At 71.2% G+C, this 26,945-nt stretch carries 21 protein-coding genes and 1 pseudogene; 17 read left to right on the top strand and 5 right to left on the bottom strand.

Going from position 1 to position 26,945, the window contains the following annotated elements; genetic code table 11:
* Positions 1-10: 10 nt before the first annotated feature.
* Entirely contained in the window at positions 11-1,552 is a 1,542-nt protein-coding gene (locus ADK57_RS37575) for an IS200/IS605 family accessory protein TnpB-related protein (RefSeq protein ID WP_063786072.1), read from the top strand.
* A 115-nt stretch (positions 1,553-1,667) separates the two neighbouring features.
* Here the strand turns inward: ADK57_RS37575 and ADK57_RS37580 are convergent, their stop codons facing one another.
* Positions 1,668-3,410, bottom strand: a complete 1,743-nt coding sequence (locus ADK57_RS37580; protein ID WP_053754173.1) for a dolichyl-phosphate-mannose--protein mannosyltransferase — start codon at positions 3,408-3,410, stop codon at positions 1,668-1,670.
* A 97-nt stretch (positions 3,411-3,507) separates the two neighbouring features.
* On the opposite strand from ADK57_RS37580, the gene rsmI reads away from it, so the two are divergent.
* The 8 genes from rsmI (at position 3,508) to ADK57_RS37620 (ending at position 12,486) form a co-directional block, all read left to right on the top strand.
* Positions 3,508-4,380, top strand: a complete 873-nt coding sequence (rsmI, locus tag ADK57_RS37585; protein WP_234390531.1) for a 16S rRNA (cytidine(1402)-2'-O)-methyltransferase — start codon at positions 3,508-3,510, stop codon at positions 4,378-4,380.
* Between the two features lie 244 nt (positions 4,381-4,624).
* Positions 4,625-5,005, top strand: a complete 381-nt coding sequence (locus ADK57_RS37590; protein WP_053754175.1) for a hypothetical protein — start codon at positions 4,625-4,627, stop codon at positions 5,003-5,005.
* A gap of 46 nt (positions 5,006-5,051) precedes the next feature.
* Positions 5,052-5,933 carry a TatD family hydrolase gene (locus ADK57_RS37595; RefSeq protein WP_053754176.1) on the top strand — a complete coding sequence of 294 codons (882 nt, stop codon included), beginning with the start codon at positions 5,052-5,054 and terminating at the stop codon, positions 5,931-5,933.
* Between the two features lie 140 nt (positions 5,934-6,073).
* Positions 6,074-7,408 (top strand): resuscitation-promoting factor, encoded by a 1,335-nt coding sequence (locus ADK57_RS37600; protein ID WP_053754177.1) that lies wholly within the window; start codon positions 6,074-6,076, stop codon positions 7,406-7,408.
* A 186-nt stretch (positions 7,409-7,594) separates the two neighbouring features.
* Entirely contained in the window at positions 7,595-8,482 is an 888-nt protein-coding gene (gene rsmA / locus ADK57_RS37605) for a 16S rRNA (adenine(1518)-N(6)/adenine(1519)-N(6))-dimethyltransferase RsmA (protein ID WP_053754178.1), read from the top strand.
* Positions 8,479-9,381 (top strand): 4-(cytidine 5'-diphospho)-2-C-methyl-D-erythritol kinase, encoded by a 903-nt coding sequence (locus tag ADK57_RS37610; RefSeq protein ID WP_053754179.1) that lies wholly within the window; start codon positions 8,479-8,481, stop codon positions 9,379-9,381. The genes rsmA and ADK57_RS37610 overlap by 4 nt, the downstream gene beginning before the upstream one ends.
* A 213-nt stretch (positions 9,382-9,594) precedes the next feature.
* Positions 9,595-10,374, top strand: a complete 780-nt coding sequence (locus ADK57_RS37615; protein WP_053754180.1) for an MHYT domain-containing protein — start codon at positions 9,595-9,597, stop codon at positions 10,372-10,374.
* A gap of 141 nt (positions 10,375-10,515) precedes the next feature.
* Positions 10,516-12,486, top strand: coding sequence for a nitrate- and nitrite sensing domain-containing protein (locus ADK57_RS37620; protein ID WP_053754181.1), 1,971 nt, complete (start codon positions 10,516-10,518; stop codon positions 12,484-12,486).
* 61 nt (positions 12,487-12,547) lie between these two features.
* Here the strand turns inward: ADK57_RS37620 and ADK57_RS37625 are convergent, their stop codons facing one another.
* Entirely contained in the window at positions 12,548-14,167 is a 1,620-nt protein-coding gene (locus tag ADK57_RS37625; protein ID WP_053754182.1) for a S8 family peptidase, read from the bottom strand.
* Positions 14,168-14,375: 208 nt separating this feature from the next.
* Here ADK57_RS37625 and ADK57_RS37630 point away from each other — a divergent pair, with 208 nt between their 5' ends.
* From ADK57_RS37630 to ADK57_RS37645, 4 genes are all read left to right on the top strand, one after another.
* Complete coding sequence (locus ADK57_RS37630; protein ID WP_053754183.1) at positions 14,376-16,184, top strand: ABC-F family ATP-binding cassette domain-containing protein; 1,809 nt, start codon at positions 14,376-14,378, stop codon at positions 16,182-16,184.
* Between the two features lie 194 nt (positions 16,185-16,378).
* Positions 16,379-18,172, top strand: a complete 1,794-nt coding sequence (locus tag ADK57_RS37635) for a PQQ-binding-like beta-propeller repeat protein (RefSeq protein WP_053754184.1) — start codon at positions 16,379-16,381, stop codon at positions 18,170-18,172.
* Positions 18,173-18,239: 67 nt separating this feature from the next.
* A complete protein-coding gene (locus ADK57_RS37640; RefSeq protein ID WP_053754185.1) occupies positions 18,240-20,132 on the top strand; it encodes a PQQ-binding-like beta-propeller repeat protein in 1,893 nt (630 codons plus the stop codon).
* A 278-nt stretch (positions 20,133-20,410) separates the two neighbouring features.
* Positions 20,411-21,109, top strand: coding sequence for a helix-turn-helix transcriptional regulator (locus ADK57_RS37645; protein WP_078973556.1), 699 nt, complete (start codon positions 20,411-20,413; stop codon positions 21,107-21,109).
* Between the two features lie 52 nt (positions 21,110-21,161).
* Here the strand turns inward: ADK57_RS37645 and ADK57_RS37650 are convergent.
* A pseudogene (locus tag ADK57_RS37650) lies at positions 21,162-21,498 on the bottom strand (hypothetical protein); the annotation flags it as partial.
* A 230-nt stretch (positions 21,499-21,728) separates the two neighbouring features.
* Here ADK57_RS37650 and galT point away from each other — a divergent pair.
* Genes galT through galK form a run of 3 tightly spaced genes read left to right on the top strand, consistent with a single transcriptional unit; the run spans position 21,729 to position 24,993 of the window.
* Positions 21,729-22,814, top strand: a complete 1,086-nt coding sequence (gene galT / locus ADK57_RS37655) for a galactose-1-phosphate uridylyltransferase (protein WP_053754188.1) — start codon at positions 21,729-21,731, stop codon at positions 22,812-22,814.
* Positions 22,811-23,773 carry a UDP-glucose 4-epimerase GalE gene (gene galE / locus ADK57_RS37660; protein WP_053754189.1) on the top strand — a complete coding sequence of 321 codons (963 nt, stop codon included), beginning with the start codon at positions 22,811-22,813 and terminating at the stop codon, positions 23,771-23,773. Before galT ends, galE begins: the two co-directional genes overlap by 4 nt.
* 56 nt (positions 23,774-23,829) lie before the next feature.
* Positions 23,830-24,993: a galactokinase gene (gene galK, locus ADK57_RS37665; protein ID WP_053754190.1), complete on the top strand. Its 1,164-nt coding sequence runs from the start codon at positions 23,830-23,832 to the stop codon at positions 24,991-24,993.
* Here galK and ADK57_RS37670 read toward each other — a convergent pair.
* Positions 24,986-25,441, bottom strand: coding sequence for a GNAT family N-acetyltransferase (locus tag ADK57_RS37670; RefSeq protein WP_053754191.1), 456 nt, complete (start codon positions 25,439-25,441; stop codon positions 24,986-24,988). The genes galK and ADK57_RS37670 overlap by 8 nt on opposite strands.
* A 260-nt stretch (positions 25,442-25,701) precedes the next feature.
* Between ADK57_RS37670 and ADK57_RS37675 the strand changes: the two genes are divergently transcribed.
* Entirely contained in the window at positions 25,702-26,469 is a 768-nt protein-coding gene (locus ADK57_RS37675; protein ID WP_053754192.1) for a LuxR C-terminal-related transcriptional regulator, read from the top strand.
* On the opposite strand, the gene ADK57_RS37680 is transcribed toward ADK57_RS37675, so the two are convergent.
* Positions 26,428-26,925 (bottom strand): MarR family winged helix-turn-helix transcriptional regulator, encoded by a 498-nt coding sequence (locus tag ADK57_RS37680; protein ID WP_053754193.1) that lies wholly within the window; start codon positions 26,923-26,925, stop codon positions 26,428-26,430. The two genes, ADK57_RS37675 and ADK57_RS37680, sit on opposite strands and share 42 nt — an antisense overlap.
* Between the last annotated feature and the right edge of the window lie 20 nt (positions 26,926-26,945).

Raw genomic sequence — 26,945 nt, forward strand, 5'->3', positions numbered from 1 at the left:
GGTTGCGGATGTGGCGGTACTGGCTGAGGTCGGCGGGTTTCTGGGTTCGCTGGCTGCTGGTGATCTCGCGGTGCGTTCGCGCCAGGGGCTGGGGCATGATGCCGGTTCGTGGGCGGTGCGTAAGCGGGAGCTGACCGCATCCTCTTCGGCCCGCTGGGCGGGCAGTATCACCAAGGCCACGCATGACCAGTGGGCGCTGGCCCGGCGCGGGCAGGCCGCCCACCTGGAGCGGCTGCGCAGGCAGATCGCCGCCATCGAGGCCCGGCTGGCGCGCCCGCTGGGGGCGAAGGGGGACCGGCGGGCCGGGCTGGTACGCGGCTACGGGAGCCGGGCGGAGTGGCATGCCAAGTCCCGCCGCCTGCACGCGCTGAAAGCGCGGCTGGTACGGGTGGAGTCGGACTTCGCTGCGGGCCGTGTGCGGGTGGTGCGCGGCGGCAAAGGCCTCGCGCACGCCCGTCACCACCTCGACCAGGCGGGGCTGGAGGAGGCGGGCTGGCGGGAGCGGTGGCGGGCGGCGCGGATGTTCCTGTCCGCGGACGGGGAGTCCGGCAAACGCTTCGGCAACGAGACCATCCGCGTCACCGACACCGGACACGTCTCGGTCAAACTCCCCGCGCCGCTCGCTCATCTGGCCAACGCCCCGCACGGCCGGTACGTCCTCGACGCCACCGTCCAGTTCAAGCACCGGGGTGCGGAGTGGCTGGACCGGGTGGCGGCGAACCGGGCGGTGGCCTACCGCATCCACCACGACGTGGTGCGGGGCCGCTGGTATGTCACCGCGTCCTGGCAGCGGGCCGCCGCCCCGGTGCTGCCGCTGGATGCGGCACGGGTGCGGGGTGTGGTGGGGGTGGACATGAACGATGACCACCTCGCCGCCTGGCACCTCGACCAGCACGGCAACCCGGTCGGCGAACCCCGGCGCTTCTTCTACGAGCTGACCGGCAGCGCAGCGCACCGGGACGCGCAGATCCGCCACGCCCTGACCCGGCTGCTGCACCACACCCGCAACAGCGGCGCGGCGGCGATCGCCATCGAGGATTTGGACTTCACCGACAGCACATGCCGGGAGAAGCACGGCCGCAACAAGCAATTCCGGCGTCTGATCTCCCGCTTCCCCACCGCGAAACTGAAGGCACGGCTGGTGTCGATGGCCGCCGAACACGGCATCGCGATCGTCGAGGTCGACCCCGCCTACACCAGCCGCTGGGGCGCCCAGCACTGGCAAAAACCCCTCACTACTCCCACCCGCACCACCACCCGCCACGACGCGGCCGCCGTGGCGATCGGACGGCGCGCCCTCGGGCACCCGATCCGGCGACGGACGACACCGCCCCCACCGCACCGGAGCGATGCGGTGGGGCATCGGACCGTCCAGGCCCGACCGGACACCCGACGGCGTGAGGAACCCCGCCCCCACCCGCCAGGACCACGCACCAGATGCGTGCCGCCCGGCAGTGGAGCGAACGCGGGCGACCAGCGTGCCCAACACCGTTCGGGACACGCGGCTGAGCATGACTCCTGGCAACAGGACTCACTCCCGCTCAGTCCTTAGGAACGGTACGCCCGCTACCCGGAGGGAGCCCAAGCACGTCGGCGACGAGTGGGACGTCTACTGGGAGACCCACACCGTCGACGAGAACGGCAGGATCACCGAGGTCTCCGGCTGACTAGACCCAGGTGTCCAGCCACATCCGCGAGCGCCACTCGTCTATCGGGATGGCGGTGCCGGTGAAGATGGGCCAGAAATAGACGAAGTTCCAGGCGATCAGCAGGACCAGGACGCCCGCGCCCGTGGCGCCCGCCACCCGGCGGGTGTCGCCGGAGCCGGGCGGGCCGATGATCGCGCCGAGGAGCATGGCGACGGCCAGGCAGAGGAACGGGACGAAGACGATCGTGTAGAAGAAGAAGATCGTGCGGTCCTGGTAGAGGAACCAGGGGAGGTAACCGGCCGCGATGCCGCAGGCGATCGCGCCGGCCCGCCAGTCGCGGCGGAAGAACCAGCGCCACAGGACGTACAGGATCGCGAAGCAGCCCACCCACCACAGCAGCGGGGTGCCGATGGCCAGCACCTCGCGGGCGCACTTCTCGCCGGCGTCGGTGGGGCAGCCGTCCTTGCCGGGTGCGGGGGACTCGTAGAAGTACGAGACCGGGCGGCCGGTGACGATCCAGCTCCACGGGTTGGACTGGTACGTGTGCGGCGAGGAGAGGTTGATGTTGAACTTGTAGACCTCGTGCTCGTAGTGCCACAGGCTGCGCCACCAGTCGGGGAAGAGCCAGGTCCAGCTGCCTCCCTTGCCGTCGGTGGCGGCCCAGTTGCGGTAGTAGCCGCCGGTGCCGTTCGAGGGGGAGAGGATCCAACCGGTCCAGGACAGGATGTACGTGGCGATCGCGACCGGCACGGTGGCCAGGAACGCGAAGCCGAGGTCGTGCCTGAGCACCGCCACGTACGGGCGGCCCGCGCCCGCGACCTTGCGGGAGCCGGCGTCCCACAGCACGGCCAGCACGCAGAAGAAGACGAGGACGTAGAGGCCGTTCCACTTCGTGCCGATCGCCAGGCCCATCATCAGGCCCGCCAGCCAGCGCCAGGGACGCCACCCGAAGCGGGTGGTCTCCGCGATGTGCGCGTCGGGGCGGACCCGGCCGTCTGCGTCGGCCGGGAGCGCGGCGGCGAGTTTCTCGCGGGCCCGGTCGCGGTCGATCAGCAGGCAGCCGAACGCGGCCAGCACGAAGAACATCAGCACGCCGTCGAGCAGCGAGGTGCGGGCCATCACGAACGCCAGGCCGTCCACCGCCATCAGCGCTCCGGCCAGGCAACCCAGGAACGTCGAGCGGAACAGCCGGCGGCCGATCCGGCACAGCATCAGGATCGCCAGGGTGCCGAGCAGGGCGGTCATGAACCGCCAGCCGAAGGGGTTGAACCCGAAGATCAGCTCCCCGAGCCCGATGACGTACTTGCCGACCGGCGGGTGCACCACGTACGCCGCGTCCGTCGGGATGGGGACGTTCCCGTTGTTCGAGAGGATCAGGTCGTTGACGTTCTTGTCCCAGTTGACCTCGTAGCCGTGGTGGACGAGCGCCCACGCGTCCTTGGCGTAGTACGTCTCGTCGAATATCACCGCCTTCGGGCTGCCCAGGTGCCAGAACCGCAGCACGCCCGCGAACAGCGTCACCAGGAGCGGACCGCCCCAGGCGGACCAGCGGGTGATCCTCCCGGCGAACTCCTTGGACACTCCGAGGACCTGCCACAGCCGCGGGCTGGGCTCGACGTACGGCGGCACCAGCCGGTCGCGGACGTCGCTTCTGGGGCCCGCCGCATAACCGAAGCGGCGCAGCCGCTGCTGCCACGACGGCCGCTGGTCCTGGAGGGCCTGCTCCTGCCGGGTGTCCATGGAGGACGCGGTACTGGTCACCGCGCCATCGTAGGGAACCGCGCTGTGTGAGTCCCGTGCTTGGGTGCCAGAGGTGCGGATGCGTTCGGATCCGGTGGCCCCTGGGAGGATGGCATACGTGACATCTACGCCCGGAACCCTGGTCCTTGCCGGTACTCCCATCGGTGACGTCTCCGACGCCCCGCCCCGGCTCGCCGAGGAGCTGGCCGGCGCCGACGTCGTCGCCGCGGAGGACACGCGGCGGCTGCGCCGGCTGACGCAGGCACTCGGCGTGACGCCCAAGGGCAGGATCGTCTCGTACTTCGAGGGCAACGAGGCCGCGCGTACCCCGGAGCTGGTCGAGGAGCTGCTGGGCGGCGCGCGTGTGTTGCTCGTCACGGACGCCGGGATGCCGTCCGTGTCCGACCCCGGCTACCGGCTCGTGGCCGCCGCCGTCGAGAAGGACGTCCGGGTCACCGCCGTACCCGGCCCGTCGGCCGTGCTCACCGCGCTGGCGCTGTCCGGGCTGCCCGTCGACCGCTTCTGCTTCGAGGGGTTCCTGCCCCGGAAGGCGGGCGAACGGCTGTCCCGGCTGCGCGAGGTGGCCGAGGAGCGCCGCACTCTCGTCTACTTCGAGGCCCCGCACCGGCTCGACGACACCCTCGCCGCGATGGCCGAGGTGTTCGGCGCCGACCGGCGGGCCGCCGTCTGCCGGGAGCTGACCAAGACGTACGAGGAGGTCAGGCGCGGCGGGCTGGGCGAGCTGGCCGAGTGGGCGGCGGAGGGGGTACGCGGGGAGATCACCGTCGTCGTGGAGGGGGCGCCGGAGCGCGGTCCCGAGGAGCTCGACGCCGCGGAGCTCGTGCGGCGGGTGCGGGTGCGCGAGGAGGCGGGGGAGCCGCGCAAGGAGGCGATCGCCGCGGTGGCCGCCGAGGCCGGACTGCCCAAGCGGCAGGTGTTCGACGCGGTGGTCGCGGCGAAGAACGCCGCGTCCGGGAAGGGACCTTCATGAGGGGCGCACAAAAGGGCGCACAGGGCTCCTGAGCAGGGCGTATCTCCTCTGAGCGTGCGCCCCATGAGTACGCAAAGAGCCTTCCTGGAAGGCAAAGCCCTGAGCGGGTCAACAGGGCGGTTTGGCAAGGAACGCCCAAATCGGATCCAACACTCGACAGGCTTGATGCGTTCACGCTGGTGGAGGCGTCCACTGGGTTGAGGGGCTGATCCGCCCCTCGATCCAGCGGACTACAGGAGCTGGCATGAGTGAGATCGCCGTCGTCCACGAGTCGTATTCCTTCGCCTGCATGCGCTGCGGACACGGGTGGGAGCAGTCGTACGAGATAGAGCACCACGTGGACGCCGACGGCCGGGAGTTCGTGCTCTACGTGGCGAACGGCCGGGTCGTGCCCTCCCCGCTCTCCAGGCCCACGTGCACGAACTGCGAGAACCACGTCGTACGGATCATGCGGCCGGGCCGGGTCGCGTCGGCCCGCGACGCGGCACACCGGCAGCACCGCACGCCGCCCGCCCATCCGGTGGAGGCACCCGCGGCCGGGGCCGAGGGGGAGGAGGAGCACGGGCAGCACCACCACTGGCACCTGTCCGATCTCCTGCACCCGTTCCAGCGCAAGGCGAGCTGAGCCGATCGCCGGCCGAGGAGGCATGCCCCTTTCGTAGGATCGGGGCATGCCTTCGAACGCCGCCGACAAGAACGCCGCCCCGCCGCTCCCGGAACCCCTCCGGGTGCCGGTCGCCGACTCCCACACCCACCTCGACATGCAGTCGGGGACCGTGGAGGAAGGGCTCGCGAAAGCCGCGTCGGTGGGCGTGACCACGGTCGTGCAGGTCGGCTGCGACGTGGCCGGCTCGCGGTGGGCCGCAGAGACGGCCGAGCGGTACGACGCCGTCCACGCGACCGTCGCGCTGCACCCCAACGAGGCCCCGCGGATCGTCCACGGCGACCCGGACGGCTGGTCCCGGCAGGGCGCGCGCACGCCGGGCGGGGACGGCGGCCTCGACGAGGCGCTCGCCGAGATCGACCGGCTGGCCGCGCTGCCCCAGGTCAAGGGCGTCGGCGAGACGGGCCTCGACTACTTCCGCACCGGCCCCGAGGGCAAGGATGCGCAGGAGCGGTCCTTCCGCGCCCACATCGAGATCGCCAAGCGGCACGGCAAGGCCCTGGTCATCCACGACCGCGACGCCCACGCCGACGTCCTGCGCGTGCTGAAGGAGGAGGGCGCCCCCGAGCGCACCGTCTTCCACTGCTACTCCGGGGACGCCGAGATGGCGGAGATCTGCGCCCGCGCCGGGTACTTCATGTCCTTCGCCGGCAACGTCACCTTCAAGAACGCCCAGGACCTGCGCGACGCCGTGGCCGTGGCCCCCCTGGAGCTGCTCCTGGTGGAGACGGACGCCCCTTTCCTCACACCCGTGCCGTACCGCGGACGGCCCAACGCCCCGTATCTCATTCCGGTCACGGTGCGCGCGATGGCCGCCGTGCGAGGCATCGACGAGGACGCCCTGGCGTCGGCACTCGCCGCCAACACCGCACGCGCGTTCGGCTACTGACCCGCTGCCGATCCGTTACCGATCCGCCCGAACGCAACTCTGGGTAGTCGCGTCGCTTTGGAGAGTGACGACCGCTCCGCTAGGTTCTGGGGGCCCGATCCGGACCCCTCTGGACCCCTCGGCCCCTGGAGCGTGTCGGCGTGAGCAACTCGCAGCACCAGACGTACGAGACGTACGGCCCGAGCGAGCCGTACACCGACGTGCACAGCGCGCAGACGCTGGCCTACGGCGTGTACGCGGCGCCGACGTCGTACGACGACACGTACCGGCCCGCCTACGAGGCGCCCGAGCCCGAACTGCCGTGGCGGAGCAGGCCCGAGCCTGTCGCGGAACCCGGAGTGAACGGGCGGGCCGCGCGTCGGCGCAGGGCCCGGGGCCGCTCGGACGGCACCGTGCGCCGGCTGCTCCCGCAGGCGCTGGTCGTCGCGTTCCTCGCGGGCGGCACCACCGCGTTCGTCGCCAAGGACAAGGCGATCGAGCTCAGCGTCGACGGCAAGCCGCGCACCCTGCACACCTTCGCGGACGACGTCACCGAACTGCTCGCCGAGGAGGGTGTGCGGGTGGGTGCGCACGACATGGTGGCGCCCGCCCCCGGCGAGGCGCTGGCCAGCGGCGACGAGGTCGCGGTGCGCTACGGGCGTCCCGTCCGGCTCAACCTCGACGGCCGGCGGCGCGAGGTGTGGACCACGGCGCGCACGGTGCACGAGGCGCTTCAGCAGCTGGGCGTGCGTGCGGAGGGCGCGTACATGTCCGTTTCGCGCTCCCGGCCCATCGGGCGCGCGGGACTCGCACTGGACGTGCGGACCGAGCGCGCGGTGACGGTCATGGCGGACGGCCGGGCGCGGACGATCCGTACGAACGCGGCGACCGTGGGCGAGGTCGTCGAGGAGGCCGGGATTACTTTGCGCGGGCAGGACGCCACGTCCGTCGCGCCGGACAGCTTCCCGCGCGACGGGCAGACCGTCACCGTGCTGCGGATCACCGGCACCAGGGAGGTCCACGAGGAGCAGGTCCCCTTCGAGGTGGAGCGGTCCGCGGATCCCTCCCTGTTCCGGGGCACGGAGATCGTCGAGCGCGCCGGACAGCCGGGGCTGCGACGGATCACCTACTCCCTGCGGACCGTCAACGGCGTCCGGCAGAAGCCGCGGCGGACCCGGACCGAGCTGGTGCGGGAGCCGCGCGCACAGGTGGTCAAGGTGGGCACGAAGCCGCCGCCGACGTCCGTGCAGGGGGCCGACGACCTCGACTGGCAGGGGCTTGCGGCCTGCGAGTCCGGGGGGCGGCCGGACGCGGTCGATCCCTCGGGGACGTACGGCGGGCTGTACCAGTTCGACACCCGGACCTGGCAGAGCCTCGGCGGGAAGGGGCGCCCGCAGGACGCGTCGGCGGCGGAGCAGACGTTCCGGGCGAAGAAGCTGTATCTGCGGCGGGGGGCGAGTCCTTGGCCGCACTGTGGGAGTCGGTTGCACGGGTGAACTTGCTCAGCTGCGGGCAGTCGTGCCGCTGGGGCGATGGGAGTCCCCCCGCTCGAAGCGAAGTCGAGAGTGGGGGAGGGTGGGCGCAGCGGCACCCGCAGCGCCGGGCTGCGCAACCCACCTCCCTCAGCCCCGGCGCCGGGCACCTGGACAGTTGCGTCAACCGCAGCCCCGTACCCTTGTCGCGTGACCAGCCCCACCCCAGACGCCCTCCTCGGCCCCGCCGACGTCCGTGAACTCGCGGCAGCGCTCGGTGTGCGTCCCACCAAGCAGCGCGGTCAGAACTTCGTGATCGACGCGAACACGGTCCGCCGTATCGTCCGCACCGCGGATGTCCGCCCCGACGACACGGTGGTCGAGGTGGGACCGGGACTCGGCTCGCTCACGCTCGCGCTGCTGGAGGCCGCCGACCGGGTCGTCGCCGTCGAGATCGACGACGTACTCGCCGGGGCGCTGCCCGCGACCGTCGCGGCGCGGATGCCGGACCGGGCCGACCGGTTCGCGCTGGTGCACTCCGACGCGATGCACGTGACCGAGCTGCCGGGCCCCGCCCCGACCGCGCTGGTCGCGAACCTGCCGTACAACGTGGCCGTACCGGTCCTGCTGCACATGCTCGAGACCTTCCCGAGCATCGAGCGGACCCTCGTGATGGTCCAGGCGGAGGTCGCCGACCGGCTCGCCGCCCCGCCCGGCTCGAAGGTGTACGGCGTCCCGTCGGTCAAGGCCAACTGGTACGCCGAGGTCAAGCGGGCCGGTGCCATCGGCCGCAAGGTCTTCTGGCCCGCGCCGAACGTCGACAGCGGGCTGGTCTCGCTGGTGCGGCGGGCCGAGCCGCTCAAGACCACCGCGTCGAGGCGCGAGGTGTTCGCCGTCGTGGACGCCGCGTTCGCCCAGCGGAGGAAGACCCTGCGGGCCGCGCTCGCCGGATGGGCCGGGTCGGCGGCCGCGGCCGAGGTCGCCCTCGTCGCGGCGGGCGTCTCGCCGCAGGCGCGCGGGGAGGCCCTGACGGTGGAGGAGTTCGCGAGGATCGCCGAGAACCGCGTCGCCGCCGAGACCGAGGAGCCCGGCAAGTGAGCGTCACCGTCCGGGTCCCCGCCAAGGTCAACGTCCAGCTCGCGGTCGGCGCCGCCCGTCCCGACGGCTTTCACGACCTGGCCAACGTGTTCCTCGCGGTCGGCCTCCACGACGAGGTGACGGTGGCCCCGGCCGACGAACTGCGCGTCACCTGCGCGGGGCCGGACGCCGGCCAAGTGCCCCTGGACCGCACGAACCTGGCGGCGCGTGCGGCGATCCTGCTCGCCGAGCGCCGCGGCCTCGATGCCGCCGTGCACATCCACATCGCCAAGGACATCCCGGTGGCGGGCGGCATGGCGGGCGGGAGCGCGGACGGCGCGGGGGCCCTCGTCGCATGCGACGCGCTGTGGGGCACCGACGCCTCCCGCCAGGAACTCCTCGACATCTGCGCCGAGTTGGGCAGTGACGTGCCGTTCAGCCTGGTCGGCGGGGCGGCGCTCGGCACCGGGCGCGGGGAGAAGCTCCGGCTCCTGGAGGTGGGCGGGACCTTCCACTGGGTGTTCGCGATGGCGGAGCGCGGGCTGTCGACCCCGGCCGTCTTCCGCGAGTTCGACCGGCTTACGGAGGGCCTCGACGTCCCCGAGCCGGTCGCCTCCCGGCCACTGCTCGACGCCCTCGCCAAGGGCGACCCCGACGCACTCGCCGCCGCCGTCTCCAACGACCTCCAGCCCGCCGCCCTCTCCCTCTTCCCGGAACTCGCCGACACCCTCGAGGCCGGGCGGGCCGCCGGTGCGCTCGCCACCCTCGTCTCGGGTTCGGGCCCGACCACGGCGTTCCTCGCGCGGGACGCCGAGTCGGCGGCGAAGGTGGCGCAGGCGCTGCGGACGTCCGGCACCTGCCGGAGCGTACGGACGACTTCGGGGCCGGCGCCGGGGGCGACGGTCGTGGCCGGATCCTGACGGTCGGCCGAGATCTGCCCGACTCGCACGCGGCCTTCACCCGACCCGCTCAGAACGCACAAACATGCAGGTCAGGTGTTACCCATGTCACGGCAATTCATTGTTCGGCAATCGCCCTCATGTTCCTTTTCATGCCCTCTGTGTCAGAGGGTTGGCTGGCATTATCAGCCAACCCCGGTCCCTCTATTACCGGTGGTACGAGAGGAAACTCCCATGGGGCACATGGATCACTTCAGCGCCGGATGGGTCACCCCCGTCCTGTCCTATGCGATGGCCTGCGTCGGCTCGGCGCTCGGACTGCGCTGCACCGTCAGGGCACTTGAGGCGGACGGAGCCTCCAAGCGGAACTGGCTGCTGCTGGGCTCCGTCGCCATCGGCTCCGGCATCTGGACCATGCACTTCGTCGCCATGCTGGGCTTCAGCGTCGAGGGCACGCCGATCCGCTACGACGTCCCGCTCACCGCCCTGAGTCTGCTCATGTCCATCGGCGTGGTCGCGGCCGGCGTCTTCACCGCCGGGTACGGGCGTTCGCGTGTGACGTCGGTCGGGTTCGGCGGCCTCGGCACCGGGCTCGGCGTCGCCGCCATGCACTACACCGGCATGGCCGCGCTCAACCTGCACGGCCAGGTCGGCTACGACCCCATGCTCGTCATCGCCTCCGTCGCGATCGCCGTGGTCGCCGCGACCGCCGCGCTCACCCTGACCCTCATCGTGCGCGGGCCCGTGCTCGCCACCGCCGCCGCGCTCGTCATGGGCCTCGCGGTCAGCAGCATGCACTACACCGCGATGTACGCCGTGAGCATCTCCCTCGCGCCGAGCAGCGCGGCCCTGCCCGGCGCCACCGCCACCGAGTTCATCTTCCCGCTGGCCGTGGTGCTCGGCTCGTTCCTCTTCCTGGCCGCCGCGTATGTCGCCCTGTCCCCGACCGGCAAGCGCGACGAGTCGGCCGCCGCCGCGGAACTCCTGCGTCAGGTCGAACTCAGCACGGCCTGAGGTCCGATGGGCCGAGTGCCGTGACCTGAGCGCACAGCCCACGCGGCCGCACCGACGCCGGCCGGTCGTCCCCCGGCCCCGGCCGCCGTCGCCGTCGCCGTCGTCGTCGTACGCACGAACTCCCCCGAACGAGGTCCACCCATGCGCGTCCCCCGTACGTCCGCCCGGCTGCGTCCCAGATCGGTCCGGGCGAAGATCGTCTCCCTGCTCATGCTGCCCATCGTGTCCCTGATGGCGCTGTGGGGCTTCGCCGCCGTGACGACCGCGTCCAGCATCGGCGACACCGAGCGTGCCAAGGACGTCAACGCCGAACTCCTCGCCCCCGTCGGCGACTTCGTCACCGCGGTGCAGGCCGAGCGGACCGCCGCCCTGCGGTACGCGGCCGAGCCCGACGCCTACGCCACGGCCCGCAAGGCGACCGACGAGGCCGCCACCGCCCTGCTGGCCGGCATCAACGCCTCCAGCTCGGACGCCGCGCTCCTCGACGCGAGCCTGCCGGGGCGCACCGACCGGATGGAGGCCGACGCGGCCGCCCTCCCGGCCCTGCGGACCGAGGTGACCGCGAAGGGGACGGCGGCCACGACGACGTACACCGAGTACTCGGCGCTCGTCGAGCACGGCTTCTCGGTCGCCGGTGCGCTCACCGGCGACCAGGGCACCGACGCCGCCTCCGAGGCCCGCGTGGTGCTCGAACTGGGCCGGGCGCGCGAGGCGGTGGCCCGCGAGCAGGCGCTGCTGGGCGCCGCCGAGGCGAGCGGGACGCTGACCGAGGGGCAGTACGCGCTGTTCGTCGGCGCCGTCGCCACCCAGCGCGAGCTGCTGGCGCCGGCGGTCGCCGACCTGAAGCCCGCGCACCGGGCGGCGTACCGGAAGATCCTCGAAGGCGACGGTTACGCGCGGCTCGGGGCGGTCGAGAACCGGGTGCGGGACGCCGGTCCCGGCGCGCCGGCCGTCTCGCGGACGGCGCTGGCGGGCTGGAACGACGCCTCCGCGAGCGTGCTCGGGGGGCTGGCCTCCGCCGAGGCGGCGGCCGGTACGGGGGCGATCGCCAAGGCCGACCCGTTCGGCTGGGACACGCTGGGTGCGTCCGGGGTGGCCGTGGTCCTCGGTCTGGTCGGTGTGCTGCTGTCCCTGCTGGTCTCCGTCCTCGTCGGGCGCGGGCTCATCGTCGAACTCCTCGACCTGCGCAACGACGCCCTGGAGGTGGCCGGCCGCCGGCTGCCGCAGGCCATGCGCAAGCTGCACGCCGGACAGGGCGTCGACATCGACGTGGAGGCGCCGATGCGGCGGCTCGCCGGCGACGAACTCGCCCAGGTCGGCACCGCGTTGACCGCCGTCCAGCGGGCCGCGCTGAAGGCCGCGTCCGAGCGGGCCGAGCTGCTCAGCGGGATCTCCGGGGTGTACGTCAGTCTCGCCCGCCGGAGCCAGGTGCTGCTGCACCGGCAGCTGGACCTGCTCGACGCGATGCAGCGGCGGGTGCAGGACCGGACGGAGCTGCAGGACCTGTACCGCGTCGACTACCTCGCCACCCGGATGCGCCGCCACTCCGAGAGCCTGCTGATTCTGTCCGGCATCGCGCCCGGCCGTGGCTGGCGGGACCCGATCCCGCTGGCGGACGTGCTGCGGGCCGCGGTCGCCGAGATCGAGAGCACGCCCCGGGTGCAGATCTGGGCCGTGCCGCGGGTCTCCGTGGTGGGCGGTTCCGTCGCCGACGTGATCCATCTGCTCGCCGAACTGGTGGAGAACGCGACGGCCTTCTCGCCGCCCAGCACCAAGGTGCATCTGCGGGCCGCCCGGATGCGGGACGGCGTGCTCATCGAGATCGAGGACAGCGGCTTCGGCATGAACGAGGACGCCCTCGCCGACGCCAACCGCAAGATCGAGTCGGAGAAGGTCGACCTCCTCGACGCCAAGCAGATCGGCCTGTTCGTGGTCAACCGTCTGCGGGAGCGGCAGGGCCTGCGCGTGGAGCTGCGGCAGTCCCCGAACGGCGGGGTCACCGCGGCGGTGCTGATTCCCGAGGCGCTGACGCGGGACGACATGCCGGGCGCCTCCGGGGGACGCGCTCTGGCCCCCGCGTCCGCGTTGATCCCGCGGCAGCGGGGGCTGTAGCGGGAACGCCCCGGGGACGGGGGCCCCGGGGCGCGTGTGCCGCTGTTCCGGAGCCGTCGGCTCAGAAGGTCAGCTTCCAGCTGTTGATGTATCCGGTGTCCGCGCTGTAGACGTCCTGGACCTTGAGCTGCCAGGTCCCGTTGACCGTGGTCTCGCTCGACGCGTCGACGGTGTACGTGGCGTCGACGTTGTCCGTGGAGTCGGAGGAGCTGCTGCTCTTGAGGCGGTACGTCGAGCCGTCGGGCGCGACCAGGTCGATCACCAGGTCGCCGCGGTAGGTGTGGACGATGTTGACGTACACGGACAGGTCGCTGGGCGCGCTGCCGGTGATGCCGCTGACGGTGACCGGCGAGTACACGGCCGAGCCCGCGTCCGGGACGGACACGTCGGTCGTGGCCTCGAAGCTGCTGCCGGTGTCGCCGCCACCGCCGTCGTCGTCGCCGTCACCGCTGGGGGTCACCTGGAGCAGCAGGTTGGGGCTGCCGGTGCCCACGCCGGTGAGCGTGGAGGCGGACGCCGCCGAGGTCAGTGCCGTGGTGACCTGGGCGGGCGTGGCGCTCGGGTTCTCGCCCAGGTAGACCGCGGCGGCACCGGCCACGTGCGGGGACGCCATCGACGTACCGGAGAGTGTCGAGGTGGCGGTGTTGGAGGTGTTGTACGTCGAGGTGATGCTCGACCCCGGCGCGAAGATGTCCAGCACGGATCCGTAGTTGGAGAAGGACGACCGGGCGTCGGCGCTGGTGCTCGCGCCCACGGTGATCGCGGACGCGACGCGGGCGGGCGAGTAGCTCGACGCGTTGGCGTTGTCGTTGCCGGCCGCGACCGCGTAGGTGACGCCCGCGGCGATCGAGTTGGCGACGGCGGTGTCGAGGGTGGTGTCCGCGCCGCCGCCGAGGGACATGTTGGCGACCGCCGGGAACTGGGCGTTCTCGGTCACCCAGTCGATGCCCGCGACCACGCCGGCGGTGGTGCCGGATCCGTCGTCGTCGAGGACACGCACGGCGACGATGTTCGCCGCCTTGGCGACCCCGTAGGTGCTGCTCGCCACGGTTCCGGCGACGTGCGTGCCATGTCCGTTGCCGTCGTCGGCGGTGGAGTCGTCGTCGACGGCGTCGTAGCCGTACGAGGCGCGTCCGCCGAAGGCGGTGTGGGTGATCCGGACGCCGGTGTCGATGATGTAGGCCGTGACGCCGCTGCCCGCGCTGTCCGGGTAGGTGTACGCGGAGTCGAGCGGCAGGTCCGCCTGGTCGATGCGGTCCAGGCCCCAGGTCGGGCCGGTCTGGGTGTCGTTGATGTGGACGGTCTTGTTCTGCACGACCGAGGCGACGGCCGGGTCGGCGGCGAGCCGCTTGGCCTCGGTCTCGCTCATCTCGGTCGCGTAGCCGTTGAGGGCGGTCTTGTAGGTGCGCTCGACCTCGGCGCCGTACCGGGTGGCGAGCGCCTTGCCCTTGGCGGAGGCGGCGCGGAAGCCCGCGCTGTCCTTCAGCGTGACGATGTAGCTGTCCTTGACGGCACCCTCGGCGTCGGCGCCCTGGATCACGCCCACGGCGGGCGCCGCGGCCGCGGGGGCGGCGGTCGCGGCGGTGACGGTGAACAGTGCGGCGGCGGATACGAGGGCGGCGAGGGCGCCGCGTCTGCGGCGGTCGGCTGATCCGGGTGTGGGGGAGTGCTGCACGAACATGGGGGTGTTACCCCTCTCGGGAAACGTGCACGGACGGGGCTGTGGGGGGTGGCCTGTCCTGTGCGCATACCGTGGCGGTTTTGATGAGTCCACGTCAATAGAGGGGAATCCCTACGTCCGGGTAAGGGGGTGGGGGAGACGGGGGCGAAGGGACGACCGCCCGCGCGACTACTCTGGAAGGTCGATCGTCCCCCTTGTCAGGAGAGAAATGGCCGTCAACCTGGTCAATGTCGAGAACGTCAGCAAGGTGTACGGCACTCGTGCCCTCCTCGACGGCGTGTCGCTCGGCGTCTCCGAAGGGGACCGCATCGGGGTCGTCGGCCGGAACGGTGACGGAAAGACGACCCTGATCCGGATGCTCGCCAAGCTGGAGGACGCCGACACCGGGCGGGTCACGCACTCCGGGGGGCTCAGGACCGGGGTACTGACCCAGCACGACTCCCTCGACCCGGCCGCCACCGTCCGGCACGAGGTCATCCGGGACATGGCCGACCACGAGTGGGCCGGCAACGCCAAGATCAGGGACGTACTCACCGGGCTGTTCGGCGGGCTCGACCTGCCCGGCTTCCCGCAGGGCCTCGACACCGTCATCGCCCCGCTCTCCGGCGGTGAGCGGCGCCGCATCGCGCTCGCCAAGCTGCTCATCGAGGAGCAGGACCTGATCGTCCTGGACGAGCCCACCAACCACCTCGACGTCGAGGGCATCGCCTGGCTCGCCCAGCACCTGCGCGAGCGGCGTTCCGCGCTCGTCTGCGTGACCCACGACCGGTGGTTCCTGGACCAGGTCTGCACCCGGATGTGGGACGTGCAGCGCGGCGACGTCTTCGAGTACGAGGGCGGCTACTCCGACTACGTCTTCGCGCGCGCGGAGCGTGAGCGCATCGCCGCCACGGAGGAGACCAAGCGGCAGAACCTGGTCCGCAAGGAACTCGCGTGGCTGCGCCGCGGCGCCCCCGCCCGCACGTCCAAGCCGCGCTTCCGCGTCGAGGCGGCCAACGAGCTCATCGCGGACGTACCGCCGCCCCGCGACAGCAGCGAGCTGATGAAGTTCGCCTCCTCGCGGCTCGGCAAGTCCGTCTTCGACCTGGAGGACGTGACCGTCCAGGCCGGTCCCAAGGTGCTGCTCAAGCACGTGACCTGGCAGCTCGGCCCGGGCGACCGGATCGGTCTCGTCGGGGTGAACGGCGCGGGGAAGACCTCGCTGCTGCGGGCCATGGCCGAGGCGGCGTGGACCCAGGGCGAGGCGCAGCCGGCCGGCGGACGGGTCGCGGTCGGCAAGACCGTCAAGCTCGCCTATCTCTCCCAGGAGGTCGCCGAACTCGACCCGAGCTGGCGGGTGCTGCAGGCCGTGCAGCAGGTGCGCGAGCGCGTCGACCTCGGCAAGGGGCGCGAGATGACCGCCGGGCAGCTCTGCGAGACGTTCGGCTTCAACAAGGAGAAGCAGTGGACGCCCGTCGGGGACCTGTCCGGCGGTGAGCGGCGCAGGCTCCAGCTGCTGCGGCTGCTGATGGACGAGCCCAACGTCCTCTTCCTCGACGAGCCCACCAACGACCTCGACATCGAGACGCTGACCCAGCTGGAGGACGTGCTCGACGGCTGGCCCGGCTCGATGATCGTCATCTCCCACGACCGGTTCTTCGTCGAGCGCACCACCGACCGGGTCTTCGCCCTCCTCGGCGACGCCACCCTGCGGATGCTGCCGCGCGGCATCGACGAGTACCTGGAGCGGCGCCGCCGCATGGAGGAGGCCGCGGCCGCGTCGGCCCCCGCGACCGTCGCCGACAGGGCCGTACCGGAGAAGAGCGCGGCCGACCAGCGCGCCGCCAAGAAGGAACTCCAGAAGATCGAGCGGCAGTTGGACAAGATCTCCGAGAAGGAGACCAAACTGCACGCGCAGATCGCCGACAACGCCACGGACTTCGAGAAGGTGGCCAAACTCGACGCCGAGCTGCGCGACTTGGCCGGGGAGCGCGACGACCTGGAACTGCGATGGCTGGAACTCGCCGACGACGCGTGAAGGGCGCGTGAAGGCGCATAACGAGGGCATCACGGGCCGGTCCTCCCTTGGGAACAGGGGCAGAACCGGCCCGGTGCGTTGTCGGTCCCGAGTGATAGAAATGGCCGTCTTAGATCTTTCTGAGTGCGACTCTGGGTCCATCACGTACCTCAGGGCGTGGCTAAAAATCAGTGACTGAACGGGGGAACGCGCTGATGGCTCAGCCGCCCAACCAGCCGCCGCAGGGTGGCTTCGGAGCACCGCAGGACCAGCCACCACAACAGCAGGGCGAGGGCTTCGGGGCCCCGCCGCCACCGCCGCAGGCTCCACCGCAGCCTGGGTACGGCTATCCGCAGCAGCCCTCGCCGCCGTCGGGTCCGTACGCCCCGCCGCAGTCCGGCCCCTACGGCCAGCCGCAGCAGCCCGGGCCGTACGGTCAGCCGGGGCCGTACGGTCAGCCGCAGCAGCCCGGGCCGTACGGTCAGCCGCAGCAGTCGGGCCCGTACGCACAGCCGCAGGGTTACGGCTATCCGCAGCAGCCCCAGTTCCCGGGCGCGCCCGGCACCCCGCCGCCCGGCTCGGGGAACCGTTTCAAGGGCAAGCCCGCCGTCATCATCGGTGCCGCCGTGGCCGCGCTGCTCGTCATCGGCGGGACCGTGTTCGCGGTCGCCGGCGGCGGTGACGACGACAAGAAGCCGACCGCCGGGAAGAGCGACGACTCCAAGCCCACCGCCTCCGACTCCCCGGTCAACCCCGGCGACGGCAGCGGCGCCGGCGGCGCGGACCCGGAGAACCTCAACGAAGGCCGGAAGGCCGGCGAGGCCAAGGTGCTCTGGTACAAGGAGGCGCCCGACGCGCCCGGTGACGGAGCCGACGCCCCCGGCATGTGGATCACCGGCAAGACCGCGGTGAAGGCGGCGTACAAGCAGCTCGTCGCCTACAACATCGATGGTGGCGCCCCCACTTGGGACACGATCACCTTCGAGCAGAAGATCTGCGCGGTCACCCCGCAGAAGACGTCCGACGACAAGATCGTCGTCGCGTACATGAACGGCACCAGCGACCGCGCCGACTGCAACCAGCTCCAGGAGATCGACCTCAACACCGGTGCGAAGGGCTGGACGGGCGAGGTCGAGGACGGCGCGCTGTTCGACAGCACCGCCTCGATCGAGCTGTCCATCACCGGCAAGACGCTGATGGTGGGCCGCTCGCAGTCCGGCACGGCGTACGACGTGACGACCGGCAAGAAGCTGTTCGACAAGAAGAAGTACGGCAGCGCCTGCTTCCCGACCGCCTTCGCGGGCGGCGCCCGGCTGATCGTCGTCGCCTCCTGCGACGCCGCCAAGACGACCGAGCACGACGAGATGCAGGAGCTGGACCCCACGACCGGCAGGGTCAAGTGGACCCAGAAGTTCGACAAGGGCTGGACCGTCGAGCACACGTACTCCCTCGACCCGCTGGTCGTCTACAGCACCAACGACGACAAGAACGCGTGGAACATCTCCACCATCACCGCCTCCGGCAGGTTCCGCTCGCAGGTCGCCTTCGACGAGGACTTCGCCCCCGAGTGCGGCTGGGGATTCCTCGGCGGTGACCTCCAGGCCTGCCAGGGCGTGGCCGCCGACGCGAACACGCTCTACCTGCCCACCGAGGCGTCCAGCGGGGCGAACGAGATCGTCGCCGTCAACCTGGCCGACGGCAAGGAGAAGTGGCGCGTGAAGTCCCCGGCGGACGAGTCGATGCTGCCGCTGAAGACCGAGGGCGGCAAGCTCGTCGCGTATGTGGAGCCGTCGTACGACGCGGGCGGCCGGATCGTGTCGATCGCGACCACCGGCAGCAAGCACACGCCGACGACGCTGCTGCAGATGCCGGAGGGCACCGTGGACATCGAGAGCGGCTTCTACTCGAAGGACATCGACTGGGTCGACGGGCGCTTCTACATCTCCACCACACGGCTGGCCGGAGACACCGACAAGAAGGAGAAGTTGATGCTCGCCTACGGCAAGTGACCCTTCCCCTTCAGCTGTTCGTCGTCCCCGCCGTCCCCGCCGACTCCGCTCCCGAGGTACTCACGTCATGACTCAACCGCCCCCTCCGCCGCCCAACCAGCCCCCGCAGCAGGGCGGTTTCGGCCCGCCGCAGGACCAGCCCCCGCAGGCGCCGCCGGCACCGCAGAACCCCGAGGCCCCGCAGACGCCCCCACCGCCTCCGCCGGGCCAGCAGCAGCCGGGCTACGGCTACCCGCAGCCGCCCCAGCCGCCGCAGACCCCTCCGGGTTACGGCTATCCGCAGGCGGCGCCACCCCAGGCCCCGCAGGCGCCCCCCGGCTACGGCTACCCCGCCCAGCAGCCCAATCCCTACGGCCAGCAGCCGAACCCGTACGGCCAACAGCCGAACCCGTACGGCCAGCAGCCCGGTTACGGCTACCCGCAGGCGACCATGCCGCTGCAGCCGCAGCCCGGTCAGGCGGCCGGCGGCGGGCGGAAGTTCAACGCGCAGCTGACCATCATCGTCGCGGCCGTCGTGGCGATCGCCCTGATCATCGGCGGCGGCGTCTGGTACGCCACCACCTCCGGTGACGAGGGCGGCAAGAAGGACGACACCGCGAGCTCCAGCGGCGGCACCGGCGGCACCGACGACAAGGAAGGCGACACCGGCGGCAGCGACACCGGCGGCGGCACCACCGGCACCTCCACCACCCCGGTGGAGAAGGTGCCCGGCAACCCAGCCTCCAAGGTCCTCTTCCAGGTCCCGGCGCCCGAGGTCGGCAAGGACAGCACGATCTCCACGGCCGGTTCCTGGCTCACCGACAAGGTGTACGCCAAGAGCGGCGTCGCCGAGATCGCCGGCTACGACCCCGACAAGGGCACCAAGCTGTGGACGATCAAGCTCCCCGGCCCGGTGTGCCAGGGCAGCAACCACGTCACCACCGACGGCACGACGGCGATCATCTACCAGCCGGAGATGCCGACCAAGGCCGAGCCCTCGCACGGCTGCAGTCAGGTCGCGGCGATCGACCTCGACGCCGGGAAGAAGCTGTGGACGAAGACCGCCAACTCCGGTGACCAGGCGATCAGCTTCAACAACGTCACCGTCAGCGAGAACACCGTCGCCCTCGGCAGCTCCAGCGGCGGCGCCGCCTTCGACCTCACCTCCGGCAAGCAGCTGTGGGCCCCGAAGCCGACCGACACCTGCTACGACGCCGGGTACGGCGGCGGTGCGAAGCTGGTCGCGGTGCGCCGGTGCGGCTCGTACGACGCGCCCGAGCTGCACATCCAGACCATCGACCCGAAGTCCGGGAAGGTGATCTCCGACTACAAGATGGCGACGGGCATCAGCTACGCCAGTGTGGTGTCGACCGACCCGCTGGTCGTCGCCGCCGACATCGGCGAGGCCGCGAAGGACGGCAGCGGCATCTCGGACTTCTTCTCCATCGACAACAAGACCGGCAAGCTGCGCACCCGCATCTCGGCACCGAGCGACCAGTACGCGGCCAGCTGCGACGGCATCACCAAGATCGAGGAGTGCCACCAGCTCGCGGTCGGCAACGGCAAGCTCTATGTGGCGACCGAGGAGCACGACGGCGCCGCCGAGTTCTCGGACACCAACGAGATCGTCGCCATCGACCTCGCCACCGGCAAGCAGACCGGCCAGCGGGCCGACGCGGGCGACGACTACACGATCATGCCGCTGCGGATGGACGGCACCAACATCATCGCGTACAAGCGTCCGCCGTACGACAAGGGCGGTCAGATCGTCAGCATCGACGGCGGCTCCTTCAAGGAGACCAAGCTGCTGGAGAACCCGGCCACGGAGTCGGTGCGGGACGTGGAGACCAGCATGTCGCCGGACTACTCCGAGATCCTCTACTCGCAGGGGCACCTGTTCATGTCGGACATCTTCGCCAGTTCTCTGGGGGGCTCGTCCGACGAGAAGGAGTACCTGGTGATCGCGTTCGGCGCGAGCTGAACCGCTCCACCGGCCTTGTCGACACGGCCCCGCCCCTGTTCAGGGGCGGGGCCGTGCGCGTACCGCTCATCACCCTCGAATGCGAGGAAAACCAGAAATTCCGTCGATCCGGGGCACTTCTCTCCCGGTAGGGGAAGCGCAACGTCGAACAAGCGTGTAGCTTCCGGGGGCATGAAGGGCGGGGGAGCCGGGAGGGGGCTTCTGTCCGTGCGGACCAGTGGGCATCCATAGTGGGGCATCCACACGCGGATCCATTGGGGGGACTGGGGGGTTGCTCGATGGGAGTGCGGCTCATGGTGGTCGACGACCACCGACTGCTCGCCGAGGCGTTGGCCTCGGCGCTGAAACTGAGGGGGCACCGAGTGCTTGCCGCGGCGGCGCCCGCCGCGGGCGCGGCGGAACTGGTGATCAGCCGGGCACCGGAGGTGTGCCTGCTGGGGACGGCGACACCGGCGGAGCCGGGGATGTTCGACCCGGTGGTGCGGATCAAGCGGGAGCGTCCGCAGGTTGCGGTACTGGTGCTGGGCCCGGTGCCCAGCCCGCGCGGGATCGCGGCGGCCTTCGCCGCGGGGGCCTCCGGCTACGTACGGCATGACGAGCGGATCGAGGGGGTCGAGCGCGCGATCATGAAGGCCCGGGCGGGAGAGGCGGCGGTGGCGCCGCAGCTGCTGCAGGGCGCGTTCAGCGAACTGCTCAACCCGGTGGCCCAGCCCGACGACGAGGGACAGCGCCTGCTGCAGATGCTGACCCCCAGGGAGGTCGAGGTCCTGGTCCGGGTCGCCGACGGCGAGGACACCCGCCTGATCGCGGCCGGCATGGGCATCGCCCCGTCCACGGCCCGCACCCATGTCCAACGGGTCCTGATGAAGCTGGGCGTGGGTTCGAGGCTGGAGGCGGCGGCACTGGCGGCACGGACGGGGTTGCTGGACCGGGCGGGTCCGATACCGCACTCGCCACCGGAGCCGGGAGCCGGGTGACTTTCGGACGACTCGGGACGGGGCGTGGTGTCGATCACGCCCCGTCTTCATGGAGTGACTGCAGGATGCGGTAACAGGACTTGAACCGTGGCGCACCGGTCTTCGCGCCCTTGCGCCGGCCCTTGAGAGAGGCGAAGAAGTTCTTGTAGGCGACCTCGGCGTCGCGCAGGGACTGCTGGAGCACCACGACGGAGACCTCGCCCAGCCAGGACCGCTCCACGGTCTGCTTGGCCCGGGTGATCAGCTTCTTGGACAGCTCACCGGCCGTCGGGAACGCCTCGCCCGCCGTGCGGGCCTCCTCTCGGTGCGCGCACCCCGTCGTTGAACACGACATGCGCGCACCCGAACGCCTTGGGGCGGAAGCTGTCCCGGAGCTGCTGCGAATGAATCCCGGTAGTCGAAGGACAGGGCGAGGGAGCCGGACAGACCGTCCCGGCCGCCGAAGTATTCGCTTCGTTGCGTGAACTGATCCAGAGCGGAACTTGCGCCTCCGCCTTCAGTGATTGAATGCGCCTGTTGATGCTTTTTGTTTGATTGTGATGTTGACCGGTGTGGTGAGTTGTGTTTCCATGTGTTTGGTTCTGTTTGATGATTGAGTGGCTCGAATAGGGAGTCCGCAGTGAAGAAGACCTCGACCCGGCTGGCCGACGGTCGCGAGTTGATCTACTACGACCTGCGTGACGACACCGTGCGGGACGCGGTCGACCGCCGTCCGCTGGACCCGACCGTCACCACGTCCGAGGTCCGCCGGGACGTGCTGCTCGGCGACGCGGTCGCCATCGCCTCGCACCGCCAGGGCCGCACCTACCACCCGCCGGCCGACGAGTGCCCCCTGTGCCCGTCGCAGGGCGACCGGCTGAGCGAGATACCGGACTCGTCGTACGACGCGGTGGTCTTCGAGAACCGTTTCCCCTCGCTGGCCGGCGACTCGGGCCGCTGCGAGGTGGTCTGCTTCACCTCCGACCACAACGCGTCCTTCGCCGACCTGACCGAGGAGCAGGCACGGCTCGTCCTGGACGCGTGGACCGACCGGACGTCGGAGCTGTCGCATCTGCCCTCCGTGGAGCAGGTGTTCTGTTTCGAGAACCGTGGCGCGGAGATCGGTGTGACCCTGGGACACCCGCACGGGCAGATCTACGCCTACCCCTTCACCACGCCGCGCACCGCGCTGATGCTGCGTTCTGTCGCAGCGCACAAGGAGGCGACCGGGGGTGAGAACCTCTTCGACGCCGTCCTGGCGCGCGAACTCGCCGAAGAGCGGGTCGTCCTGGAGGGGGAGCACTGGGTCGCCTTCGTGCCGTACGCGGCGCACTGGCCGTACGAGGTGCACCTGTACCCGAAGCGCCGCGTGCCGGACCTGCTCGGCCTCGACGAGGAGGCGCGCACAGAGTTCCCCAAGGTCTATCTGGAACTCTTGAGGCGCTTCGACCGGATCTTCGACGGGCCGGGTGGAGAGAAGGAAGGGGCGGGGGAGCCTCCGACGCCGTACATCGCCGCCTGGCACCAGGCGCCGTTCGGTGCGCTGGAGGAGTTCGAGGGCGTCAGCCGTGACGACTTCGCGCTGCACCTCGAGCTTTTCACCATTCGCCGTACTTCCGGCAAGCTGAAGTTCCTCGCGGGCTCCGAGTCGGGCATGAACGTGTTCATCAACGACATCCGGCCGGAGGCCGCGGCCGAGCGACTGCGAGAGGTAGCTAGTTCATGAGCGGCAAGTATCTGGTCACGGGCGGTGCGGGGTACGTCGGCAGCGTGGTCGCCCGGCATCTGCTGGAGGCGGGTCACGAGGTCGTCGTCCTCGACAACCTCTCCACCGGCTTCCGCGAAGGCGTCCCGGCCGGGGCCACCTTCGTCGAGGGCGACATCCGCGACGCCGCCAAGTGGCTCGACTCCACCTTCGACGCCGTCCTGCACTTCGCCGCCTCCTCCCAGGTCGGCGAGTCGGTCGTGAAGCCCGAGAAGTACTGGGACAACAACGTCGGCGGCACCATGGCCCTGCTCGGCGCCATGCGCGAGGCGGGCGTGCGCCGGCTCGTCTTCTCCTCGACGGCCGCCACCTACGGCGAGCCGACCCAGGTCCCGATCGTCGAGTCGGCGCCGACCCAGCCCACCAACCCGTACGGCGCCACGAAGCTCGCGGTCGACCACATGATCACGAGTGAGGCGGCGGCTCACGGACTGGCCGCGGTCTCCCTGCGCTACTTCAACGTGGCGGGCGCGTACGGCGAGTCCGGCGAGCGCCACGACCCCGAGTCGCACCTGATCCCGCTCGTCCTCCAGGTCGCGCAGGGCCGGCGGGACGCGATCTCCGTCTACGGCGACGACTACCCGACGCCGGACGGCACCTGCGTCCGCGACTACATCCACGTGGCGGACCTGGCCGAGGCCCACCTCCTCGCGGTGAAGGCGGCCACCCCCGGCGAGCACCTCATCTGCAACCTCGGCAACGGCAACGGCTTCTCCGTCCGTGAGGTCATCGAGACGGTCCGGCAGGTCACCGGCCACCCGATCCCCGAGGTCGTGGCCCCCCGCCGCGGCGGCGACCCGGCGGTCCTGGTGGCGTCGGCCGCCGCCGCCCGCGAGAAGCTGGGCTGGAACCCGTCCCGCGCGGATCTCGCGGGGATCGTCGCGGACGCGTGGGACTTCGCGCAGCGGCGCGGAAACTAGCGACAACGCAGCCACCGGCTGCAACCAGTACGTACGGAAAGGTCAGGGGTCAGGGCATGAGCGAGGCTGTCGCAGTGGCTGTCGCCGAGCGGTTCGAGGAGCTGTACGGGGACCGGCCGGAAGGGGTGTGGGCGGCGCCGGGCCGGGTCAACCTCATCGGCGAACACACCGACTACAACGACGGCTTCGTCATGCCGTTCGCCCTCCCGCACGTCACCGTCGCCGCGGTGTCCCGGCGCGAGGACGGCGTACTGCGCCTGCACTCTGCCGACATCGAGGGCGGCGTCATGGAACTGCGCGTCGACGACCTGGCCCCGGAGTCCGACCGGAACTGGACGGCGTACCCGGCGGGCGTGGTCTGGGCCCTGCGCGAGGCGGGCCACCCGGTCACCGGCGCGGACGTCCACCTGACCTCGACGGTGCCGTCCGGCGCGGGCCTGTCCTCGTCGGCGGCCCTTGAGGTCGTGGTGGCGCTCGCCCTGAACGACCTCTTCGAACTCGGCCTCAAGGGCTGGCAGCTGGCCCGCCTGTGCCAGCGCGCCGAGAACGTCTACGTCGGCGCCCCCACCGGCATCATGGACCAGACCGCGTCCGCCTGCTGCGAGGCCGGCCACGCCCTGTTCCTCGACACCCGCGACCTCTCCCAGAAGCAGATCCCCTTCGACCTGGCCGCCGAGGGCATGCGCCTGCTGGTCGTCGACACCCAGGTCAAGCACGCCCACAGCGACGGTGAGTACGGCAAGCGCCGGGCCGGCTGCGAGAAGGGCGCCGACCTGCTGGGCGTGAACGCCCTCCGGGACGTGCCGTACGCCGAACTCGACGCGGCGCTGGAGCGGCTGGGCGACGAGGAGGAGGTCCGCCGCCTGGTGCGTCACGTCGTCACCGAGGACGAGCGGGTCGAGCGGGTCGTGTCCCTGCTGGAGTCGGGCGACACCCGCGCGATCGGCCCGGTCCTGATCGAGGGGCATGCGTCGTTGCGGGACGACTTCCGCATCTCCTGCCCCGAGCTGGACCTGGTGGTCGACACCGCCCTCATGGCCGGTGCGCTGGGCGCCCGTATGACCGGCGGCGGCTTCGGCGGCTCGGCGATCGTCCTCGCGGAGGCGGCCGACGTCGACACCATCACCAAGGCCGTCCAGGAGGCCTTCGCGGCGGCCAACTTCACCGCGCCCCGGGTGTTCGAGGCCGTACCGGCGGCGGGCGCGCGCAGGCTCAGCTGAGCCGCTTCGTCAGCGTGTACTCCGTGATCCCCGGCGGATAGTCGGGGATCACGCACACCACCTCGTACCCCTGCTTCCGGTAGAACCTCGGCGCCTGGAAGTCCCAGGTCTCCAGGCGTACGGCCGCACACCCCCGTTCGCGACGGGCCGTCCGCTCCGCCTGCGCGAGCAGGCCGGCGCCCAGGCCCGCGCCGCGGTGGCGTTCGTCGACCCAGAGGTACGTCACATGGAGCCAGGTCGCCCAGGTGTGGCCGACGAGGCCGCCGGCCAGGCGGTCGGCCTCGTCCAGGATCCAGACGTGCAGCGGGTGTTCGCGTTCGCCGGGGGTGCCGCGCAGGGCGCGCAGGACGGGGGAGGCCGCCGTGTTCGTCTCCCGCAGCCGGGTCCGGAGAAGATCGCGCCGTTCCTTGTCGACTTCTGTCTCCATACGAAACATGCGGCTCACCATAAACGCGTCGGACTGCCAGTTCTGCAAATTGCCTTCCGCTCCTGCCCCCCGGCCGTACTCTGATGAACAGCACCGGTGGGGGCCGGTGTGATCAGGGGGCGAGACAGTCGGGTACGACGCCCGAAGTGGGGGTAACAGGTTCTGCACGGCGGCGGCCGTGCGGTGACGGATGCCCCTGGGCGTCGTATCCGCGTACAAGTCGTCGTTCTCCGGACCTTGAGGTGTCCCCTGCTCTTCAGGAGCTTGGGGAAGGGGGTTTCGTGGTTCGCATCCGAGTCCTGGTCGTCGACGACCATCGCATCTTCGCCGAGTCACTCGCCGCGGCGCTGGCAGCCGAGCCCGACGTGGAGGTCTCCGCGGCCGGCAGCGGTCCCGCCGCGCTGCGCAGTCTGGAGCGCGCGGCCGCCGAGGGGCGCCGCTACGACGTGCTGCTGGTCGACGCCGACCTGGGCGGCAATGTGCCCGGCGTCCGGCCCGCGGTGCCGGTCCAGGAGGTGGGCGAGGACGGCCTCGTCGACGGGATCTCGCTGGTCGTCGGGGTGCGTTCGTCGCAGCCCGCCGTCCGGATCGTCGTGCTCGCCGAGAAGGACGACCCGCGCCGCGCCGCGCTCGCCCTGCAGGCCGGCGCCTCCGGGTGGGTCGCCAAGGACTGCTCGCTGTCCCGGCTGCTGACGGTCATACGAGGAGTCCTGCGCGAGGAGACGCACCTGCCGCCCGCCCTGCTCACCGGCGTCCTGCGGGAGTTGACCGCCGCGCGCAAGCACCGCACCGAGAGCGAACAGCTGGTGGAGTCCCTCACGCCGAGGGAGCGGGAAGTGCTGCGCTGCATGGTCGCCGGGCTCGGGCGGAAAGCCGTCGCGGAGAGGCTCTTCCTCTCCCCGCACACCGTCCGCACTCATATGCAGAACGTCCTCGGCAAGCTCGGGGTGCACTCCACGCTGGCCGCCGTCGCGCTGGCGCGGCGGGCGGGGGTCGGCCCCGTCGACCTAGCCGGGGATGTTGTCGAACGGGGCGGTCAACTGGCGTAGCAGTCCGGCAAGTTCGCTCCGCTGGGCGCGGGACAGCTCCGCGAGGATGGCCCGCTCCTGGTCGAGCAGTCCGGCCAGGGCCTGGTCGGCGCGGTCCTTGCCGTCGTCCGTGAGCCGGACCAGCACGCCGCGCCGGTCGCTCGGGTCGGGCAGCCGCTCCACCAGGCCCTTCTTGGTCAGGCGGTCGATGCGGTTCGTCATCGTGCCCGAGGTGACCAGGGTCTGGGTCAGCAGCTGTCCCGGCGAGAGCTGATACGGCGTTCCCGCGCGCCTCAGTGCCGTCAGTACGTCGAACTCCCAGGGCTCCAGGCTGTGCTCGGCGAAGGCCAGCCGGCGGGCCCGGTCCAGGTGCCGGGCCAGTCTGCTCACCCGGCTGAGTACCTCGAGCGGTTCCACGTCGAGGTCCGGGCGCTCCCGGCGCCATGCTGATACCAGCCGATCGACCTCGTCCTCCATGACGATCAGTGTAGTGGTTG

Origin of the sequence: Streptomyces sp. MMG1533 (genome assembly GCF_001279775.1) — a bacterium.
In the GTDB taxonomy this organism is placed as follows: domain Bacteria; phylum Actinomycetota; class Actinomycetes; order Streptomycetales; family Streptomycetaceae; genus Streptomyces.

What these genes read in the sequence shown, in the direction of transcription:
- ADK57_RS37670 (WP_053754191.1), bottom strand. Translation starts at nt 25,441, where the DNA reads ATGGTGAGCCGCATGTTTCGTATGGAGACAGAAGTCGACAAGGAACGG.
- ADK57_RS37645 (WP_078973556.1), top strand. Translation starts at nt 20,411, where the DNA reads ATGGGAGTGCGGCTCATGGTGGTCGACGACCACCGACTGCTCGCCGAG.
- ADK57_RS37635 (WP_053754184.1), top strand. Translation starts at nt 16,379, where the DNA reads ATGGCTCAGCCGCCCAACCAGCCGCCGCAGGGTGGCTTCGGAGCACCG.
- ADK57_RS37640 (WP_053754185.1), top strand. Translation starts at nt 18,240, where the DNA reads ATGACTCAACCGCCCCCTCCGCCGCCCAACCAGCCCCCGCAGCAGGGC.
- galK (WP_053754190.1), top strand. Translation starts at nt 23,830, where the DNA reads ATGAGCGAGGCTGTCGCAGTGGCTGTCGCCGAGCGGTTCGAGGAGCTG.
- ADK57_RS37615 (WP_053754180.1), top strand. Translation starts at nt 9,595, where the DNA reads ATGGGGCACATGGATCACTTCAGCGCCGGATGGGTCACCCCCGTCCTG.
- ADK57_RS37625 (WP_053754182.1), bottom strand. Translation starts at nt 14,167, where the DNA reads ATGTTCGTGCAGCACTCCCCCACACCCGGATCAGCCGACCGCCGCAGA.
- ADK57_RS37630 (WP_053754183.1), top strand. Translation starts at nt 14,376, where the DNA reads ATGGCCGTCAACCTGGTCAATGTCGAGAACGTCAGCAAGGTGTACGGC.
- ADK57_RS37595 (WP_053754176.1), top strand. Translation starts at nt 5,052, where the DNA reads ATGCCTTCGAACGCCGCCGACAAGAACGCCGCCCCGCCGCTCCCGGAA.
- ADK57_RS37590 (WP_053754175.1), top strand. Translation starts at nt 4,625, where the DNA reads ATGAGTGAGATCGCCGTCGTCCACGAGTCGTATTCCTTCGCCTGCATG.
- ADK57_RS37680 (WP_053754193.1), bottom strand. Translation starts at nt 26,925, where the DNA reads ATGGAGGACGAGGTCGATCGGCTGGTATCAGCATGGCGCCGGGAGCGC.
- ADK57_RS37620 (WP_053754181.1), top strand. Translation starts at nt 10,516, where the DNA reads ATGCGCGTCCCCCGTACGTCCGCCCGGCTGCGTCCCAGATCGGTCCGG.
- galE (WP_053754189.1), top strand. Translation starts at nt 22,811, where the DNA reads ATGAGCGGCAAGTATCTGGTCACGGGCGGTGCGGGGTACGTCGGCAGC.